This is a genomic window from Persicitalea sp. (assembly GCF_041751555.1).
Taxonomy (GTDB): Bacteria; Bacteroidota; Bacteroidia; order Cytophagales; family Spirosomataceae; genus Persicitalea.
This window is the reverse complement of sequence record NZ_JBGSXF010000256.1, coordinates 1-15,321: the sequence shown is the minus strand read 5'-3', so window position 1 is coordinate 15,321 and position 15,321 is coordinate 1. Positions and strand designations below refer to the sequence as shown.

Genomic DNA, 15,321 nt, shown 5'->3' with positions numbered 1-15,321 from the left:
TAATGCTAAGAATAACTCTCGATATGGACGACGTGCTGGCCGACACAAATGGCAAGCTGATCGACTATGCTCTAAAAGAATTTGGCCCGAACCACCTTTACGAAGACTACCGCCGAGAGTCTTTTAAAGATTTACTGCACCCCAAGCAAATGAAGAAAATGTTTTCCTACATTCATCAGACGGGTTTTTTCAAGGATATCCCGGTGATGGAGGGCGCAGTAGAGACTGTAAAGGAGCTCTCTCAGTATTATGAGATTTATGTTGCTACCGCAGCACTCGAATTCCCCAATTCATTTCGGGAGAAGTACGACTGGCTGCAAACGCACTTCCCGTTTATTCCCTGGTCAAATATCGTTTTCTGTGGCGACAAAAGTGTCATAGCCTCTGATTACCTTATCGACGATCACATCAAAAACATGCTTTCCTTTACCGGAAAAGGCATTTTGTATTCAGCCCCGCACAATCGTCACGAAACCGCCTACCCGCGCGTAGCCAACTGGCGTGAGATTCGTGAGATGTTTCTCCCCAAAATATGAATCTTCTCCTGATCGAAGACGAGCCGAAGACCGTCCAGTCCCTCAAACAAGGACTTGAGGAGAATGGCTACGCGGTGGATGTGGCCTATGATGGACTGATAGGAAGGCAGTTGGCCATGCGAAACAGCTATCATCTAATTGTAAGCGACATCATCATGCCAGGACTTAACGGCGTCGAGTTGTGCAAAGAGCTGAGAAAAAGCGGTAACCAAACCCCGATTCTGATGCTAACAGCACTCGGTACTACCGACGATAAAGTTGTAGGATTTGACGCTGGTGCCGACGATTATCTAGTAAAGCCCTTTGAATTTAAAGAATTATTGGCGAGAGTACGAGCTCTTACAAAGCGAGGTAGTTCGGTGAACCAAACGGCACAAATAATGAGATTTGCCGACTTAGAGGTAAATATGGATGCTAAGACTGTTCACCGTGCTGAACAGAAAATTGATTTGACAGCCCGTGAGTTTAACTTGCTGGTGTACCTGATTCGCAATCAGGGGCGCGTAATTTCCAAAGCTGAAATCGCCGAGCAGGTTTGGGAAATCGACTTTGATTCGGGAACAAATGTCATCGAAGTTTATGTGAATTATTTGCGAAAAAAAATTGACCGGGATTTTCCAGAGAAACTCATCCATACCCAGTTTGGTATGGGATATGTATTAAGGACTGAATGAACTATGCAAATCCGTACTCGCCTTACGATTCAATTCGGTCTGCTCGTAAGCGGTATTTTGGTGGTATCATTCCTGGCAATATTTTACTTCACCTACCTAAATACTGTCGAGGACTTTTACGACCGTCTACGTTCTAAGGCGGTTTCTTCTGCTGAACTTCTCAATCAACCGCAGATCGACCCTCAGTTGTTAAAAGTGTTCGACCGCTCGAATCGTAATCTGATCTACAACGAGAGCATCTTAATCTTTGACGAACGCAATCGGCTCATTTACACCAACACCGATTCGCTTTCAATCCACGTTTCCAACTACTGGCTGAACGAAATCCGTCGCTCCGCTCAAATACGTTACAAGGACGGTGAGTACTATGTTGTCGGCATTTACAACAAATATGCCTTCGGCAATACGGTAGTTGTGTTAGGAGCTCAGGATTTATACGGGCAAGCCAACCTCGACAACCTTAGGACGATGCTGGCGGTGATTTTTCTTTCCGTAACGGCGATCGTCGCCTTCGCGGGACTAGTTTTTTCGCAGCGAGCGCTCCTTCCTATTTCACGGGTGATGAACGAGGTTGAAGGTATTTTGCCCCAAAATCTCAGCACCCGGCTTGATGTTCCCAACCAGCAAGATGAAATCGGCCGCCTGACTACCACCTTCAACAAACTTCTGGATCGCATTGAGTACGCTTTCAGAATACAAAAGACGTTCATTGCCAATGTATCCCATGAATTAAAGAACCCTTTGACAAAAATAAGTTCTCAGCTGGAGGTCAGTTTACTAAAGGAACGAAGCAAGGAAGAATATCAATCCACAATCAGTTCCGTCCTGGAAGACATTCAGGAGTTATCCCAGTTGTCGAACTCGTTGATGGAACTTGCTCAGGTGAGCGAGAATCAGCGCGAGATGCTTACCGACCGAGTACGCCTTGACGAAATTCTATGGGATACTCGAACGAATCTATCGCAAGCAAACAAGTCCTATAAAATTCTCTATTCAATAGAGGAACTACCAGAGGATGATGCCTGGTTGGAGATCATCGGCAATGCTACGCTGCTACGGACGGCTTTTATCAATCTAATGGAAAATGCCTGCAAGTTCTCGGACGATCATTCCGTATTGGTGCAGTTGGTAGCCACAGAAAAAAGTATCAGAATTGATTTTTCGGATTCGGGTAAGGGTATCGTTGCCGAAGACCAAAGCCTTATATTCCAGCCCTTCTACCGGGGCATGAATACCGCCAACGTAAAAGGGTCGGGTATAGGACTTTCTTTGGTAGAGCGAATCATCAAACTTCATAACGGCACCATCACAATTCACCCCAATCTACCTACGGGCACACGCTTCGTGTTAGATTTCATCCATTTCTAAGCATATTCTAATTTTATATTAACGCCATTCTAAGTATTGCAATGTTATTTTGTATTGCAAGGCTGATAGCCTGAACCCTGGACAGATATACAACCGACCCATTCGGTTTCCTCCGGGAAAATAGATTCTATATTTTTTGTGGTGTTAATAACCAAACTTGGCAGGTGTAAGCAACATCTGCCAAAGTTTTTTTTACACGAAAAAGGGGCCGCTCGATCGAGCGGCCCCTTTTTCGTGGTAGTTTTTCAACACTTAAAAACTAATCGTGCTTTCTAATCTGAATAATCTTTGCCTTGTCCAGCATTTTGATCACTGGATAAGTCGGGTCGAACTCAAACCATTTAGAGCCGAAGTTGATGGAGTTGGGGCGCTTGTGGTGATTATTCTGAAATAACTCACCCATCATCAACACGTCGAAAATCAATGAGTTTTTAGACTTATCCTGGTTGTCGAAGTTCTGATACCCATACTTGTGACCACTCCAATTGACGATTGCCCCATGAATAGGTCCCATCAAAAAATGGATGGGCAAGAGGAAAAAGAAAACCCAATGCATATCCAGGTAAACGTAAGCCAACACATAAAAAACTGTGTAGAGGACAATCCAACCCAATCGTGAGGCCCAGGAATCACCCAGGTTCTCAATGAAATTCCACTCGGGGTAGTTACGCTCGAAACGGGTTTCGATAGCGCGCTTACGATTCAAAACCGCATTGTAGATGTCTTTTGTTTCCCACATCATCGAGAAAATGTTCTTGGTATGATGGGGCGAGTGAGGATCTTTTTCGGTATCACTAAAAGCGTGGTGCATTCGATGCAGAATGGCGTAGGCTCTCGGACTAAGATACGATGACCCTTGTGACAAATAGGTAAGCAGATAGAAGAATCTTTCCCAAAATTTGTTCATTTTGAACATTTTGTGGGCGGAATAACGATGCAAGAAGAAAGTTTGGCAAAATAGTGAAAGGTACCAATGGCCAACGAAAGCGGCAATAACTGCGTACATGAAATTAATTATGAGTTGTGAAAGATGAGATATAGATGAAAATAAAATGATTGATCGAATAATGATATTTACCGAGGCAAAAATAGAGGTAAAACGGCGAAAAATTTTATGATTTTTCTCATAAGACAAATTTTCCGGAAATTCCCTAAAAAACCGTGAGGGCGTAATCTAGTAGATTGGCACCCATCCGTAAGGCTTGCTGTCGTTTTTCCTCGGGGTCATTGTAAACGCTTTGATCCTCCCAGCCATTACCCAGGTCACTTTCATATGAGTAGAAGCATACCAACCGGCCTTGATATATCAATCCGAACCCTTGCGGTGGCTTCTCGTCGTGCAGGTGTACTTTAGGTAAGCCATCTGGAAAATTATATTTCTGATGGTAAACGGGATGGTTGTAGGGAAGCTCGATAAAGCTCAGCTCGGGAAAGGCTTTCTTCATTTCACGCCTGATGAACTTATCGAGTCCGTAGTTGTCGTCAATGTGTAAGAATCCACCCGAAATCAGATAGTTTCTTAGATTCTTAGCCTCAGAATCAGTAAAAACTACATTGCCATGACCCGTCATGTGTACAAAGGGGTACTGAAAAATATCCGAACTACCTACTTCCACCACGTCTTCTTCGGAGTAAATGTTCATCTTCATTTGGGCATTACAGAACTTAATCAGATTGGGCAACGCCGTTTTGTTGGCGTACCAGTCGCCGCCACCGCCGTATTTGAGTTTTGCTATTTTGAAAGAAGACTGGGCCATCAAAGGCCCAATGCCCAGCAGTAAGGAGAAAAAGATGAGATGGGTTAATTTATGCTTCATATAGATGTAAAGTACAATCGGTTGAGGGATGTTGTTCAAATACGCTGCCAGTATTCTCCTTTTTCAGTTTGCTTGAAAAGCGACATCGTACCGCGACTTAGCCAAATGTACACTATGGCAGGCGAGAACCGCTGCTGTTTCGGTTCGCAATCTGGTAGCACCTAGTGATACTGGAACGTAATGTTGGTCAAGCGCTAACTGTATCTCAGAAGTACTAAAATCGCCTTCCGGCCCTATCATAATTGACACAGAATCCTGATTTCCTATTTCTTGAAATAGGTGGCGATTGCTAACGCTTTCTTCCACGTAGGCTATACAACGTACTTCCGCTGCATTTTGCTCAAAAAACTTTTCAATCGACGAGAAAAAATTTATCTCAGGCAAATAGTACTGTTGTGATTGCTTCATTGCCGATAGCGCGATTCTGTTGAGTCGCTCCATGTTAACCACGCGCATTGTCGTCGGACGATGCGTGTGCTCCGACATCATGAAATTTATCCTCTGTACGCCCATTTCGGTCATTTTTTCTACCATCCACTCGTTACGTTCCGCTTTCCGCGTGGGGCATATCGCCATTTCAATTTCGTATGGCAGAGGGGGTAGTTGTTCTAAACTATGTACTTCAAAAGTGCAGCGATTCCGTAAGATTTCGGAAAGTGTTCCAATGCTCTTCTTTCCCCTGCCATCCGTAATCGTTAGCTCGTCTCCGACGCGCATCCGTAGCACCTTCGTACAGTGCTGCGCCTCTTCACCTTCCAGAAAATTTTTAGTGTTATCTGGCTGGTAAAATATATTCATGATGTATATAGAAATTGAACATTACTAATAATCGTGACTTTCTAAACTATCACAAATCAGTGGATTTGACCTGATCAAAATTAGAAAATCAAAAATAATTTAATAGAATTTCAACTACTGGTAGCCGGGGAATAGATGTAATAATCTATCGTTGCGTCAAGATAAGGCTCTTTTGTAATACACAGTTAATCTCAGGAAGTAGTAAAATATCATAAAGAAAACTACAAATATTACAATAAGCCCAATTTTGTATTGGTAATATTGATTTTTTGTTAAACTATATTTTATAAAATTAACTATATCCCGTATTATTGTAGCGTAGTCATTAATCAAATCAATAATCCCTTTTTTATCAGAATTATGTCTAAAGCGAAACTCGAGTACATTTGGTTGGATGGTTCTAAACCAACACAGGGCTTACGCAGCAAAACAAAAATTGAGCCAGATTTTAGCGGCAAACTCGAAGATTGTCCCATCTGGTCGTTCGATGGTTCTTCTACTCAGCAAGCTGTGGGACGGTCATCGGATTGCCTTCTGAAACCCGTTTTTATCTGCAACGATCCACAGCGGAAAGAAGCTTACCTTGTTATGTGTGAGGTAATGAACGCCGATGGCACCGCGCACGAATCAAATGCCCGAGCCACAATTTCAGATAATGACAACGACTTTTGGTTTGGATTTGAACAGGAGTACTTTCTGTGGGATCCCGAAACTAATTTACCGCTGGGCTTTCCATCAAATGGTTACCCCGCCCCCCAAGGACCATATTATTGTGGAGTAGGTGCTAAAAATGCCTTCGGTCGTGATCTCGTAGAAGAGCATTTGGATGTTTGTCTGGAAGCTGGCCTAAATGTCGAGGGAATAAACGCTGAGGTGGCAGCCGGACAGTGGGAGTTCCAGATTTTCTCAAAAAGCGGAAAAGACGCTGGCGATCAGATTTGGGTAGCCCGCTATCTGCTGGAAAGAATTGGTGAAACCTACGATGTTGCCATCAACTGGCATTGCAAACCTCTGGGTGCTACCGACTGGAACGGTTCGGGTATGCACGCCAACTTTTCCAATTCCATACTTCGCACGGCTGGCAATAAAGAGACGTATGATAAAATTTGTCAATCTTTCGAACCTTACATTAAAGAACACATCGAAGTGTATGGTGCCGACAATGACAAGCGCCTTACTGGCTTACACGAAACGCAGTCTATCGATCAGTTTAGCTACGGTATCTCTGACCGCGGGGCATCCATTCGTATTCCTATCGCTACTGTTGAGCGTGGTTGGAAAGGCTGGCTTGAAGATCGTCGTCCAAATTCCGCAGCCGATCCTTACAAGGTCGCAGCTCGGATCATCAAGACGGTAAAAACGGCTGAGGTATAGTTCTTTCCGAACATAATCAAAGTCGATACCACTAAGGTAAATCAAAAAGCCATCGGGACATTCCGATGGCTTTTTGCCTTATAGATCAAGGGTTCTTAGTACCCATCTTCTTCTTCACTACTCCGAAAGGAGTAAACGTCTTTATCAAGTTTCAATCGGTCAGCGTTGAAATGCGCTATGAAATCATCGATTGTTTTAACCGTGATTTCATCTCGATTAAGCCCTACTTCCAACCCAATACCATACTCGAAGTCTGTGTCGACTTCTACGTGTTCAGAAACTTTCATTTCTTCATCTTCCTCAATTTCTTCGATGAATTCGGTCAAGAGTAGTTCGGCCTCCTCGTCTTTTTCGGAGTCTTCGGGGGCGTCGATGCTGCGTTCGTCAGGCGACACGTAACCGGGCATTTGCTTTTGAACCCGCTCCAAAGCCAGATCATAAACTTTGGTAGCGTGGTGCAAGCGTAGCGTGTAAATCAGGGCATCGTAAATGACCTCCCGGTCATTTTTGAAACCAATGAACTGGACGTGGGCATGTTCATTGTTCTCCTCTTCGTCTTCTTCAAACCCATCTTCAACATAGATGAAATTTGTGCCTTCGGCCTTGCATTCTTTTTTTAATTGGGCAATTTCTTCAGGATCGAAACCGGGATTCATAGGGATATTTAGTTGTTTACCAGATTTTTGATAAAAATTATGGGCCAAATTTACGAGGCATTTGATTAAATAAATAAGATTTTCACCAAAATGAAAAAGCCTAGTAGTCTAGTGGGTAGTTGGGGCGTGAAATGCTTCAAAATTTGCCTGTTAAAACGTACCTTTGCCAAACAAAATTAATGAAAAACTATTGAAAATGAAGCGAGTAGCTTTCTATACGCTGGGGTGTAAATTAAATTATTCGGAAACCTCATCCATTTCACGCATGTTTGAGCAAAAGGGTTATGAAAAGGTCGAGTTCAATCAAACACCTGATATTTTCATCATCAATACCTGTTCCGTCACCGAAAATGCTGACAAGAAATGCCGGAAAGTTGTTCGGGAGGCACAGAAAATTAATCCCGACGGCTACGTGGCCATCATCGGGTGTTACGCACAACTAAAACCAAAGGAGATTTCAGAAATTCCCGGCGTAGACGCCGTCTTGGGGGCTGCCGAAAAATTCAGGTTAGTAGAATTATTGGGTACTTTCCAGAAAGATTTGACTGCGCCTACGGCAAAAGTACTAGCCTCGCCTATCGAAGAAGCGATAGACTACCATATTTCCTATTCGCTTAATGACCGTACTCGTACATTTTTGAAAGTGCAAGATGGGTGTGACTACCCCTGTACCTACTGCACGATTCCTTTGGCGCGGGGGAAAAGTCGCTCCGACAGTGTTTTTAATGTGGTCACGGCTGCACGGCAAATCGCTGAGCGGGGAGTGAAAGAAATTGTACTCACCGGCGTGAATATCGGCGATTTCGGGATTCAAAACGGGGTTCGCCAATCGAATTTCCTGGAATTGATCAAGTCGCTGGACAAAGTAGAGGGAATTGAACGCTTCCGCATCTCTTCTATCGAACCTAATTTACTCACCGACGAAATCATAAAGTTCGTAGCCGGCTCTCAGCGTTTCGTACCACATTTCCATATTCCTCTGCAATCTGGCTCCAACGAAATTCTGGGCCTCATGCGTCGCCGTTACCGCCGGGAGTTGTACCAAGAACGCGTCGAGAAAATAAAATCCCTGATGCCTGACTGCTGCATCGGCGTCGACGTAATCGTAGGGCATCCAGGCGAAACGCAAGAGGAGTTTTTGAAAAGTTACGATTTCTTAAATTCACTCGATATTTCTTACCTGCATGTGTTCACCTACTCGGAGAGACCCAATACCGAGGCACTGAATATCCGGCCAACAGTCCCAAAAAAGGAACGGGCTGAACGATCTCGAATGCTGCACATACTCTCTGAAAAGAAAAAACGGGCATTTTATGAATCACAGTTAGATACGACGCGCACCGTTTTGTTCGAGGAAGACGTGCAAGGAGGCATGATGCAGGGGTTCACCGAAAACTACGTGCGAATCTCGGCTCAATACGACCCTTTGCTCATTAATGAGATGAAGGAAGTATTTTTAATGGGGATTAATGAAAGCGGCTATGTTGAGGTTTACGAAGTGGATGAAACTCTTGAATTGATACATTGAGAAATGTTGAGAAGGAAGCCAACAAAAAAGCCACAGGAGACTGTGGCTTTTTTGTTGGGTATATAACTCATATTTAAGCTTCTACCAAATATTCGTCGTGCTGACTGATGTCCAGGCCGACGCGCTCGTCCTCCTCCGACACGCGGAGTGGCAAAATGAGATCAGTCACCTTCATCAAGGCGAAAGACATACCAAAAGCAAATGCTGAGACCATTACCAAAGCAATCATATGATTGAAAAATAGTGTAGTTTCTCCATAGGCAAGCCCCTGGTCAACGACGCCACTATTCACACCGCTGTTGGCAAAGATGCCGGTCATAATCATGCCGACCATCCCGCCAACTCCGTGGCAAGGGAATACATCCAAAGTATCGTCAAGAGTAGATTTAGTACGCAGGTGCGCAATGTAGTTGCTAGTCATTGCCGCCACGACGCCAACGAAGATCGAAACCGGAATGGTCACAAAGCCCGCCGCTGGGGTGATAGCCACCAAACCGACTACGGCTCCGATGCAGAATCCGAGCGCCGAAACCTTCTTGCCCCGCGCCACGTCGAACAGAATCCAGGCAATACCCGCTGCTCCCGCCGCAGTGTTGGTAGTCGCAAAAGCCGATACCGCCAAAGCCGAAGCACTTACCGCCGAACCAGCATTAAAGCCAAACCAACCGAACCATAACAATCCCGTTCCCAAAAGCACAAAAGGAATGTTGGCCGGTGGCAAAACACTAGCTTCCACGTGCGACTTCCGACGCTTGAGATACAAAGCTCCCGCCAGGGCCGCCCATCCTGCTGACATATGAACTACCGTGCCACCCGCGAAATCAAGGACGCCCATGTTAAAGAGTAGTCCGTCGGGGTGCCAGGTCCAGTGAGCCAGCGGGGCATAGACGAACATGCTGAATAGGACAATGAACAATACATAGGAGCGAAAATTGACGCGCTCGGCCATTGAACCAGTTACCAAAGCGGGCGTGATCACCGCAAACTTCAACTGAAAAAAAGCAAATAAGGCCAGCGGAATGGTGGGTGCCAATGCCCATGGGGCGCTTTCAAGAACGCCGCTGAACATAAAGTAGGTCATTGGATTACCAATAAATCCACCAATCGACTCACCGAAAGCCAGGCTAAAACCTACCACCACCCAGAGAATGCTAATAACTCCCATGGCGATAAAGCTTTGCAGCATGGTGGATATCACGTTTTTGTTATTGACCATTCCTCCGTAGAAATAAGCCAGTCCGGGCGTCATGAGCAGAACCATCGCGGAAGCGACGAGCATCCAGGCAATGTCGCCTGAATCGAGTCCTTCGGTAATGATGCTGGCGGGTACGGCGGGCATAAATACCGCCAGAAAACTGATTGCAAGAAGAATCAGCAGTGGAACGTAGTTAGGTTTTTGCATACGGCGCAATTGATTTTAGTTAGAGATTATATTAGAAAAAGGTTTTGCTGTATATGGTGTTTGCCAAAACCAATCCCTGAAATTTGGGGTTGGCTTTGGCAAAATAGTCGGAGTACTTTTTATTGTGAAATCAGAAAGCGTAGATGAACGCCATGCCCAATGTAGTTTGGCTGTTATTTGTAAAGTTGCCATTGTCGTCCATGAACTGCTGCGTTTCTCCCGAACCGCCCAATTTAGGATAGCTGTCTATTCGAAGTTCAGGCTTCAATAATACGTGACCGTCGGCTAGGGTAAAATTACCTGTGAGCGTGAAGGAGTTCACCTTAGTACCTACCCCGTTGCTATTTACCAAACCGCGTGGGCCGTCGGTGTTATTAAAGTTTTCGTATCGAGCACCTATTCCAAAAGCATCTGTCAAGGCTACGTTGGCATAAACGGCCGCACCACCCCATGTCTGAGCACTTGATGGACCACCACCTCCCTGGAAGTCGCCCTTCTGGGAACCGTAGGCTGCATTGAGGCCCAGTAGAAATTTCTCGGTGATCTGGTAGCTGGTCGTTAGGTCGAAGATACTGTAAAATGCTTTGTCCTGAGGAACGCCAGGTACGTCAACGCTGGCTTCGTTACTACCCATGTAGTTCAGGTACACGCCCCAGTTGGCAACAGGCGCAAAGTAGAGCTGGCTAATAAAGCCTTTTTGACGGTTGTTGTCGCCCAGTCCATCTACGTTATTGACCAGTCCCATCATCAGCGACGCGCGGTCGGAGAAAGCATAGGTACCTTTAATTCCCGTGTGGTAGAAAGGGCCGTTATTAAAAAGGTTGGAAAGTGAGTAGTTAAAATTCACGGGCGCGTCGATCACCTCGTAGCCGATGTGTGTACCGAATTGCCCGGCGGTCATCGAGAATTTGTCGGTAAAATTGTAGGTAAAGTAGGCTTGTTTGATTGCCAGCGCCATACCCGTGTAGCTAGGATCAAGCACACTCACCAAATTGCCGTAGTTTCCCAAGTCGGCGTTGGGACCGAAGGTTAGGTCTACCACTGCCTCCGACTTGTCGTTGGCATAGACCATCTTGGTTTGCACGAGGCCAATTTGGAACTGGCCGGAAGTGATGTCGAAAGCACGTGCATTGGCTACCCCCGAATTAGAGCGGTCAGACGGCCGGTTAAAATTCCCAATGTAATAGGAATCCAGGTAGCCGGAAAACGTAAAGGGACTCTTCGTATCCTCGTCGGCTTTGGCCTCCATAGTCATCTTCACATCTACCGTAACAGGCTTCTTTTTCTCGTCGTCCCCTGGACCATCATTCTTGGCAAAACCCAAAAATGGAATCATGGCAGATAATACTGTGAAATATACTTTCTTCATAATTTTATTTTGTTTGGTTATTAAGAGGATTACTACTCGTTCATATGGCAAATATTGGCTATTAAAGAATAAGATCAAATAAATTCTTATTTAAATTGAGATAAAATTTCAAGAATCATCAAAAAATATAACATTTCGCTACTATTTCAATATTCGGGAGTACTATATGTAGTCACTAGAAAATTTGGCAAATCTTGACTAACACAAAATTGTATGAAATAGTACAAAATATTATTTTCGTAGTTATATTCTGAAAAATTTCATAGTTGTTATTTAGTAGTACTTAAAGATATGACCAAAAAAAAGGCCCGCAATCGCGGGCCTTTCACACTGTAAGTGGTAGATAATTCTATTCGTCGTGCATCCAAGCTTTCTTTGCCAACAAGGTATCTTCCTCTTCCTCATGTTCAGGATCGGGGATACAGCAATCTACAGGGCAGACTGCCGCGCACTGCGGCTCTTCGTGAAAACCCATGCACTCAGTACACTTGTCTGAAACTATATAATAAAATTCATCTGATACAGGAACCTGTTTTTCTTTGCCGCTTACCACGGTGCCATCGCCAAAATCGACTTCGTCGAGACTAGTGCCATCGCCCCAAGCCCACTCTACGCCACCTTCGTAGATAGCGGTGTTGGGGCACTCGGGTTCGCAGGCACCACAGTTGATGCATTCGTCGGTGATCATTATAGCCATGCTCGTCGGATTGTTTATATTTGTTCGACCTTCACTTATTGGAACCAACAAATATAATTATTTTTAGTTTCTCACCAATTAGATTGTGGTTAAAATTCTATGCCCTTTGAACTATACAGATAATATTTAGAATGATTGATAGAAACAAGAGGATAAAAGCGTTTGCACAATTAGGTGAATATCTAATAAACCCTATAAATTCGATAGAGTTGCAGGAAGTAGCGAAGATGGCCAGGGGCAGAAATGGGTGGTTTATCCCTGAAAATACCCTGCTTTCTCTCCAAAAAATTGCTGAAAACTATCTGAATTTTGACAAGCTCACGCAGTTCCTAAATAAATACCCTGAGGTGGACGCTCCCAGAAAAGTAGGCGTGGTAATGGCAGGAAACGTACCGGCAGTAGGTTTTCACGACGCTTTGTGCGTCTTATTGAGCGGACATAAGCTTATGGCCAAGGTCAGTAAAGATGACACACCACTCATTCTTTTCATGCTGGAGACATTAAAGAAGGTGGAACCGAACTTCAAAGAAGAGATTCAGTTCGTAGAACGAATCAACGAGGCCGATGCCTACATTGCCACGGGAAGCGATAACACCGCGCGCTACTTTGAGTATTACTTTGCGAAAAAACCTCACATAATTCGTAAGAACCGCAACGCCGTATCCATCATTGAAGGCGATGAATCATCGGAAGTACTAACAGCGCTCGGTGGCGACATTCTCACCTATTTCGGCTTGGGGTGCCGAAACGTTTCAAAATTATACGTCCCAGCGGGATACGATTTTTCCAAGTTATACGAAGCGCTGGAAAGCAAGCGCTCATTTTACGCCAACCACCACAAGTACTTCAACAACTACGAATACAATCGCTCTATCCTCCTAGTCAACGGAACGCCGCACTACGACAATGGCTTTTTGATGTTCACCGAAAGTGAGGCAATTATATCTCCACTCAGCGTGGTGTACTACGAAAGCTACGATTCTCTGCCGCAGCTAATAGCCGAACTCGACACCCAGAATGAAAAGATCCAATGCATCGTTGCCGATCCTGAAAAAATTCCCGGCGCTGTCCCCTTCGGTCAGGCCCAATCACCGGGGCTGGACGATTTTGCGGATGGGGTAGATACTATGGCCTTTCTGACCAATTTGGAATAAGGGAATGTCCAAGTAAAAAATATTTACCAATCGCCGGGCGACCCATCTGACAATCACTGACTCCAAATCAATATCGCCAGCTCGTCAAATCCGCCCCTTTCGGCGCAGAAGTCTCGATACGTTTCAATATTTTAGGTAGGTACATAGTATTGTAGCGAAGACGAGAGATATAGTTAGGTTGGGTGTGGTCTCCGTTCCAGCAGTGTTCGGCGCGGTCGCCATAGTCCACTTCACCGTAGTAGTTGGGTGAGCGGGTAGTTTTTAGATAGTCTTCCATTAGATAGACCGCGTTGTTGAGGTAGTAGTTGTCCATGTCGCCGCAGTAGATGTGAATTTTCCCCGTCAGCTTGGGGCCAAGAGTTTTCCAGTCGCGCTTGAGGATGTGCATCAGGTCATAGTTCTCCTTCCAGTATTGAGCCACAGCCGGGTCGATGATGCCCGTTTTCTTGTTCCAAATGGGTTTAGGATAACCGTCATTCTCAACGGGCGAATATACTGCCTGCCAAATATCCCATTGATCACCTGAGCGCCCCTTGCTTCCAAGTACGGCCTCCCTCCTATTCATGTCTTCCAAAGTACAAAGCATTTCACCCAGATAGTTTCGCTTGCCGGGGCGAGGCGTTTTCTTGAACGGCCCGTCCCAGTAATAGGCGTTCTTATCCTTATATAGGTTAACCATTGTGTACGCCTCAAAAGTAATTGGGTCGGGACAGGCGGCGAAGCAACCGTTAAACTCATCGGGATAAAATATCTGCGCGGCCAACGCCTCCCAGCCGCCCGTGGAACCGCCGTAGGTGAATCTCGCCCAACCTTGCCCAATTCCTCGGAACTGGCGTTCGATTTCGGGGAGCAATTCGTACATGATCGCGTCGCCGTAGGGACCGATGTTGGCTGAATTTACTGCGTAGGAATCGTCATAAAAGGGATTAGCGTGCTGTATTTCGACCACCAGGTAGCGAGGAAAATTCGGACTTGCCCACTTCTTATACATATTGTAGGCCTCTTGCGCTACAATCTTGTTATAGCCGTAAATCCCGAATCGCGCCGAGTAGGAGGAGGTATCCATATCAGCGGGCGGTGGGGTTTCGCTGAATCCACTAAATTCTGCGGGAAAGTGTCCATGAAAGAGGCAGAGAGGATATTTAGCTTCGGGATGTTCGTCGAAACCCTCTGGTAAAAGTACCCAAGCGGCCAAATGCATATCGCGCCCCCAGAACTTACTCAGCTTCTCGGACTTAATCTTAATGTACTTGATGTACTTCGTCTGCTTCTTGGCCGGATCACCCAGTTCAGGATTGACCTGATCGAGTTTGAGCCTTACGCTCTTGCCAGATTTGGGATCAAAGCGAATTTTGATCGGCTTTGAATAGAGGTTTCCCGGCGCGGAACGCCAATTCTGCCCTTCGCCTCGATCCATAGGCAACTTCACCGTTTTACCGTCACTGCGTTTGAAGGTCTCGTATTTGTGCATCAAAACCTGAACGAAATAATCCCCCGCCGGGATTTCATCGAATGAGGCCTTGGGATAGCCAGCAGATTTCATATCGAAAACTACGCTTTGGCCAGGACGAACGCCCTCCACGTCCATACCGAACATCTGCTGAGAGTCCACCTCATCACTGATTTGAAAACGCGGCTCAGCTCCTTCTTTAGTGGAAAGAAAAACCAGCAATCGGCCATCGAGGGTGGCGGTTTTGGCAAATGTCGGTAGGGCAATCTCAATGCGTCCGACGCCTTGGGAAAAGGCTGAGTGAGTCAGAATAAACAGGAACAGCGCAAGAAGTATTCGTTTCATAAAGCTTATAAATTTGATGTAAATTCAAGATTTCATCTTCATTACCCAATGTAGGAAATCTGGAAAAACTTTTGCCCATGTACTTGGGTGATGCTCCCCATCTTGTACTTCTTCGTACCGAATATCATTTCCCCAGGCAAAGCCTTTGCGTTC

The 15,321-nt window shown here is 45.3% G+C and carries 14 protein-coding genes; 6 read left to right on the top strand and 8 right to left on the bottom strand.

Annotated features, from left to right (window positions below; genetic code table 11):
* From ACEW8P_RS09130 to ACEW8P_RS09120, 3 genes are all read left to right on the top strand, one after another.
* The coding region (locus ACEW8P_RS09130) for a 5'(3')-deoxyribonucleotidase (RefSeq protein ID WP_373512776.1) at positions 1 to 536 on the top strand (536 nt) is incomplete at its 5' end.
* Positions 533 to 1,210, top strand: a complete 678-nt coding sequence (locus ACEW8P_RS09125) for a response regulator (protein WP_373512775.1) — start codon at positions 533 to 535, stop codon at positions 1,208 to 1,210. The genes ACEW8P_RS09130 and ACEW8P_RS09125, both read left to right, overlap by 4 nt.
* Before the next feature lie 3 nt (positions 1,211 to 1,213).
* Positions 1,214 to 2,578, top strand: coding sequence for an ATP-binding protein (locus ACEW8P_RS09120; RefSeq protein ID WP_373512774.1), 1,365 nt, complete (start codon positions 1,214 to 1,216; stop codon positions 2,576 to 2,578).
* Positions 2,579 to 2,837: 259 nt separating this feature from the next.
* On the opposite strand, the gene ACEW8P_RS09115 is transcribed toward ACEW8P_RS09120, so the two are convergent.
* The 3 genes from ACEW8P_RS09115 to ACEW8P_RS09105 all read right to left on the bottom strand — a co-directional run bounded on the left by ACEW8P_RS09115 (position 2,838) and on the right by ACEW8P_RS09105 (position 5,193).
* Entirely contained in the window at positions 2,838 to 3,584 is a 747-nt protein-coding gene (locus ACEW8P_RS09115; RefSeq protein ID WP_373512773.1) for an acyl-CoA desaturase, read from the bottom strand.
* Between the two features lie 145 nt (positions 3,585 to 3,729).
* Positions 3,730 to 4,335, bottom strand: coding sequence for a DUF4159 domain-containing protein (locus ACEW8P_RS09110; protein WP_373512777.1), 606 nt, complete (start codon positions 4,333 to 4,335; stop codon positions 3,730 to 3,732).
* 123 nt (positions 4,336 to 4,458) lie between these two features.
* On the bottom strand, positions 4,459 to 5,193 hold the full coding sequence (locus tag ACEW8P_RS09105) for a 16S rRNA (uracil(1498)-N(3))-methyltransferase (RefSeq protein ID WP_373512772.1): 735 nt from the start codon (positions 5,191 to 5,193) through the stop codon (positions 4,459 to 4,461).
* A gap of 360 nt (positions 5,194 to 5,553) precedes the next feature.
* Here ACEW8P_RS09105 and ACEW8P_RS09100 point away from each other — a divergent pair, with 360 nt between their 5' ends.
* Positions 5,554 to 6,567, top strand: coding sequence for a glutamine synthetase beta-grasp domain-containing protein (locus ACEW8P_RS09100; RefSeq protein ID WP_373512771.1), 1,014 nt, complete (start codon positions 5,554 to 5,556; stop codon positions 6,565 to 6,567).
* A 95-nt stretch (positions 6,568 to 6,662) separates the two neighbouring features.
* On the opposite strand, the gene ACEW8P_RS09095 is transcribed toward ACEW8P_RS09100, so the two are convergent.
* Complete coding sequence (locus ACEW8P_RS09095; RefSeq protein ID WP_373512770.1) at positions 6,663 to 7,223, bottom strand: hypothetical protein; 561 nt, start codon at positions 7,221 to 7,223, stop codon at positions 6,663 to 6,665.
* A 196-nt stretch (positions 7,224 to 7,419) separates the two neighbouring features.
* On the opposite strand from ACEW8P_RS09095, the gene mtaB reads away from it, so the two are divergent.
* A complete protein-coding gene (gene mtaB, locus ACEW8P_RS09090) occupies positions 7,420 to 8,751 on the top strand; it encodes a tRNA (N(6)-L-threonylcarbamoyladenosine(37)-C(2))-methylthiotransferase MtaB (RefSeq protein ID WP_373512769.1) in 1,332 nt (443 codons plus the stop codon).
* Positions 8,752 to 8,824: 73 nt separating this feature from the next.
* Here the strand turns inward: mtaB and ACEW8P_RS09085 are convergent, their stop codons facing one another.
* The 3 genes from ACEW8P_RS09085 to ACEW8P_RS09075 form a co-directional block, all read right to left on the bottom strand.
* Positions 8,825 to 10,153 carry an ammonium transporter gene (locus ACEW8P_RS09085; RefSeq protein WP_373512768.1) on the bottom strand — a complete coding sequence of 443 codons (1,329 nt, stop codon included), beginning with the start codon at positions 10,151 to 10,153 and terminating at the stop codon, positions 8,825 to 8,827.
* 130 nt (positions 10,154 to 10,283) lie between these two features.
* Positions 10,284 to 11,522, bottom strand: coding sequence for a porin (locus ACEW8P_RS09080; protein WP_373512767.1), 1,239 nt, complete (start codon positions 11,520 to 11,522; stop codon positions 10,284 to 10,286).
* 349 nt (positions 11,523 to 11,871) lie between these two features.
* A complete protein-coding gene (locus ACEW8P_RS09075; RefSeq protein ID WP_373512766.1) occupies positions 11,872 to 12,219 on the bottom strand; it encodes a 4Fe-4S dicluster domain-containing protein in 348 nt (115 codons plus the stop codon).
* Positions 12,220 to 12,428: 209 nt separating this feature from the next.
* On the opposite strand from ACEW8P_RS09075, the gene ACEW8P_RS09070 reads away from it, so the two are divergent.
* Positions 12,429 to 13,373, top strand: coding sequence for an acyl-CoA reductase (locus tag ACEW8P_RS09070; RefSeq protein WP_373512765.1), 945 nt, complete (start codon positions 12,429 to 12,431; stop codon positions 13,371 to 13,373).
* Between the two features lie 67 nt (positions 13,374 to 13,440).
* On the opposite strand, the gene ACEW8P_RS09065 is transcribed toward ACEW8P_RS09070, so the two are convergent.
* Positions 13,441 to 15,168 (bottom strand): hypothetical protein, encoded by a 1,728-nt coding sequence (locus ACEW8P_RS09065; protein ID WP_373512764.1) that lies wholly within the window; start codon positions 15,166 to 15,168, stop codon positions 13,441 to 13,443.
* Between the last annotated feature and the right edge of the window lie 153 nt (positions 15,169 to 15,321).

Coding starts and splice junctions, on each gene's coding strand:
- ACEW8P_RS09125 (WP_373512775.1), top strand. CDS start 533: ATGAATCTTCTCCTGATCGAAGACGAGCCGAAGACCGTCCAGTCCCTC.
- ACEW8P_RS09120 (WP_373512774.1), top strand. CDS start 1,214: ATGCAAATCCGTACTCGCCTTACGATTCAATTCGGTCTGCTCGTAAGC.
- ACEW8P_RS09115 (WP_373512773.1), bottom strand. CDS start 3,584: ATGTACGCAGTTATTGCCGCTTTCGTTGGCCATTGGTACCTTTCACTA.
- ACEW8P_RS09110 (WP_373512777.1), bottom strand. CDS start 4,335: ATGGCCCAGTCTTCTTTCAAAATAGCAAAACTCAAATACGGCGGTGGC.
- ACEW8P_RS09105 (WP_373512772.1), bottom strand. CDS start 5,193: ATGAATATATTTTACCAGCCAGATAACACTAAAAATTTTCTGGAAGGT.
- ACEW8P_RS09100 (WP_373512771.1), top strand. CDS start 5,554: ATGTCTAAAGCGAAACTCGAGTACATTTGGTTGGATGGTTCTAAACCA.
- ACEW8P_RS09095 (WP_373512770.1), bottom strand. CDS start 7,223: ATGAATCCCGGTTTCGATCCTGAAGAAATTGCCCAATTAAAAAAAGAA.
- mtaB (WP_373512769.1), top strand. CDS start 7,420: ATGAAGCGAGTAGCTTTCTATACGCTGGGGTGTAAATTAAATTATTCG.
- ACEW8P_RS09085 (WP_373512768.1), bottom strand. CDS start 10,153: ATGCAAAAACCTAACTACGTTCCACTGCTGATTCTTCTTGCAATCAGT.
- ACEW8P_RS09080 (WP_373512767.1), bottom strand. CDS start 11,522: ATGAAGAAAGTATATTTCACAGTATTATCTGCCATGATTCCATTTTTG.
- ACEW8P_RS09075 (WP_373512766.1), bottom strand. CDS start 12,219: ATGGCTATAATGATCACCGACGAATGCATCAACTGTGGTGCCTGCGAA.
- ACEW8P_RS09065 (WP_373512764.1), bottom strand. CDS start 15,168: ATGAAACGAATACTTCTTGCGCTGTTCCTGTTTATTCTGACTCACTCA.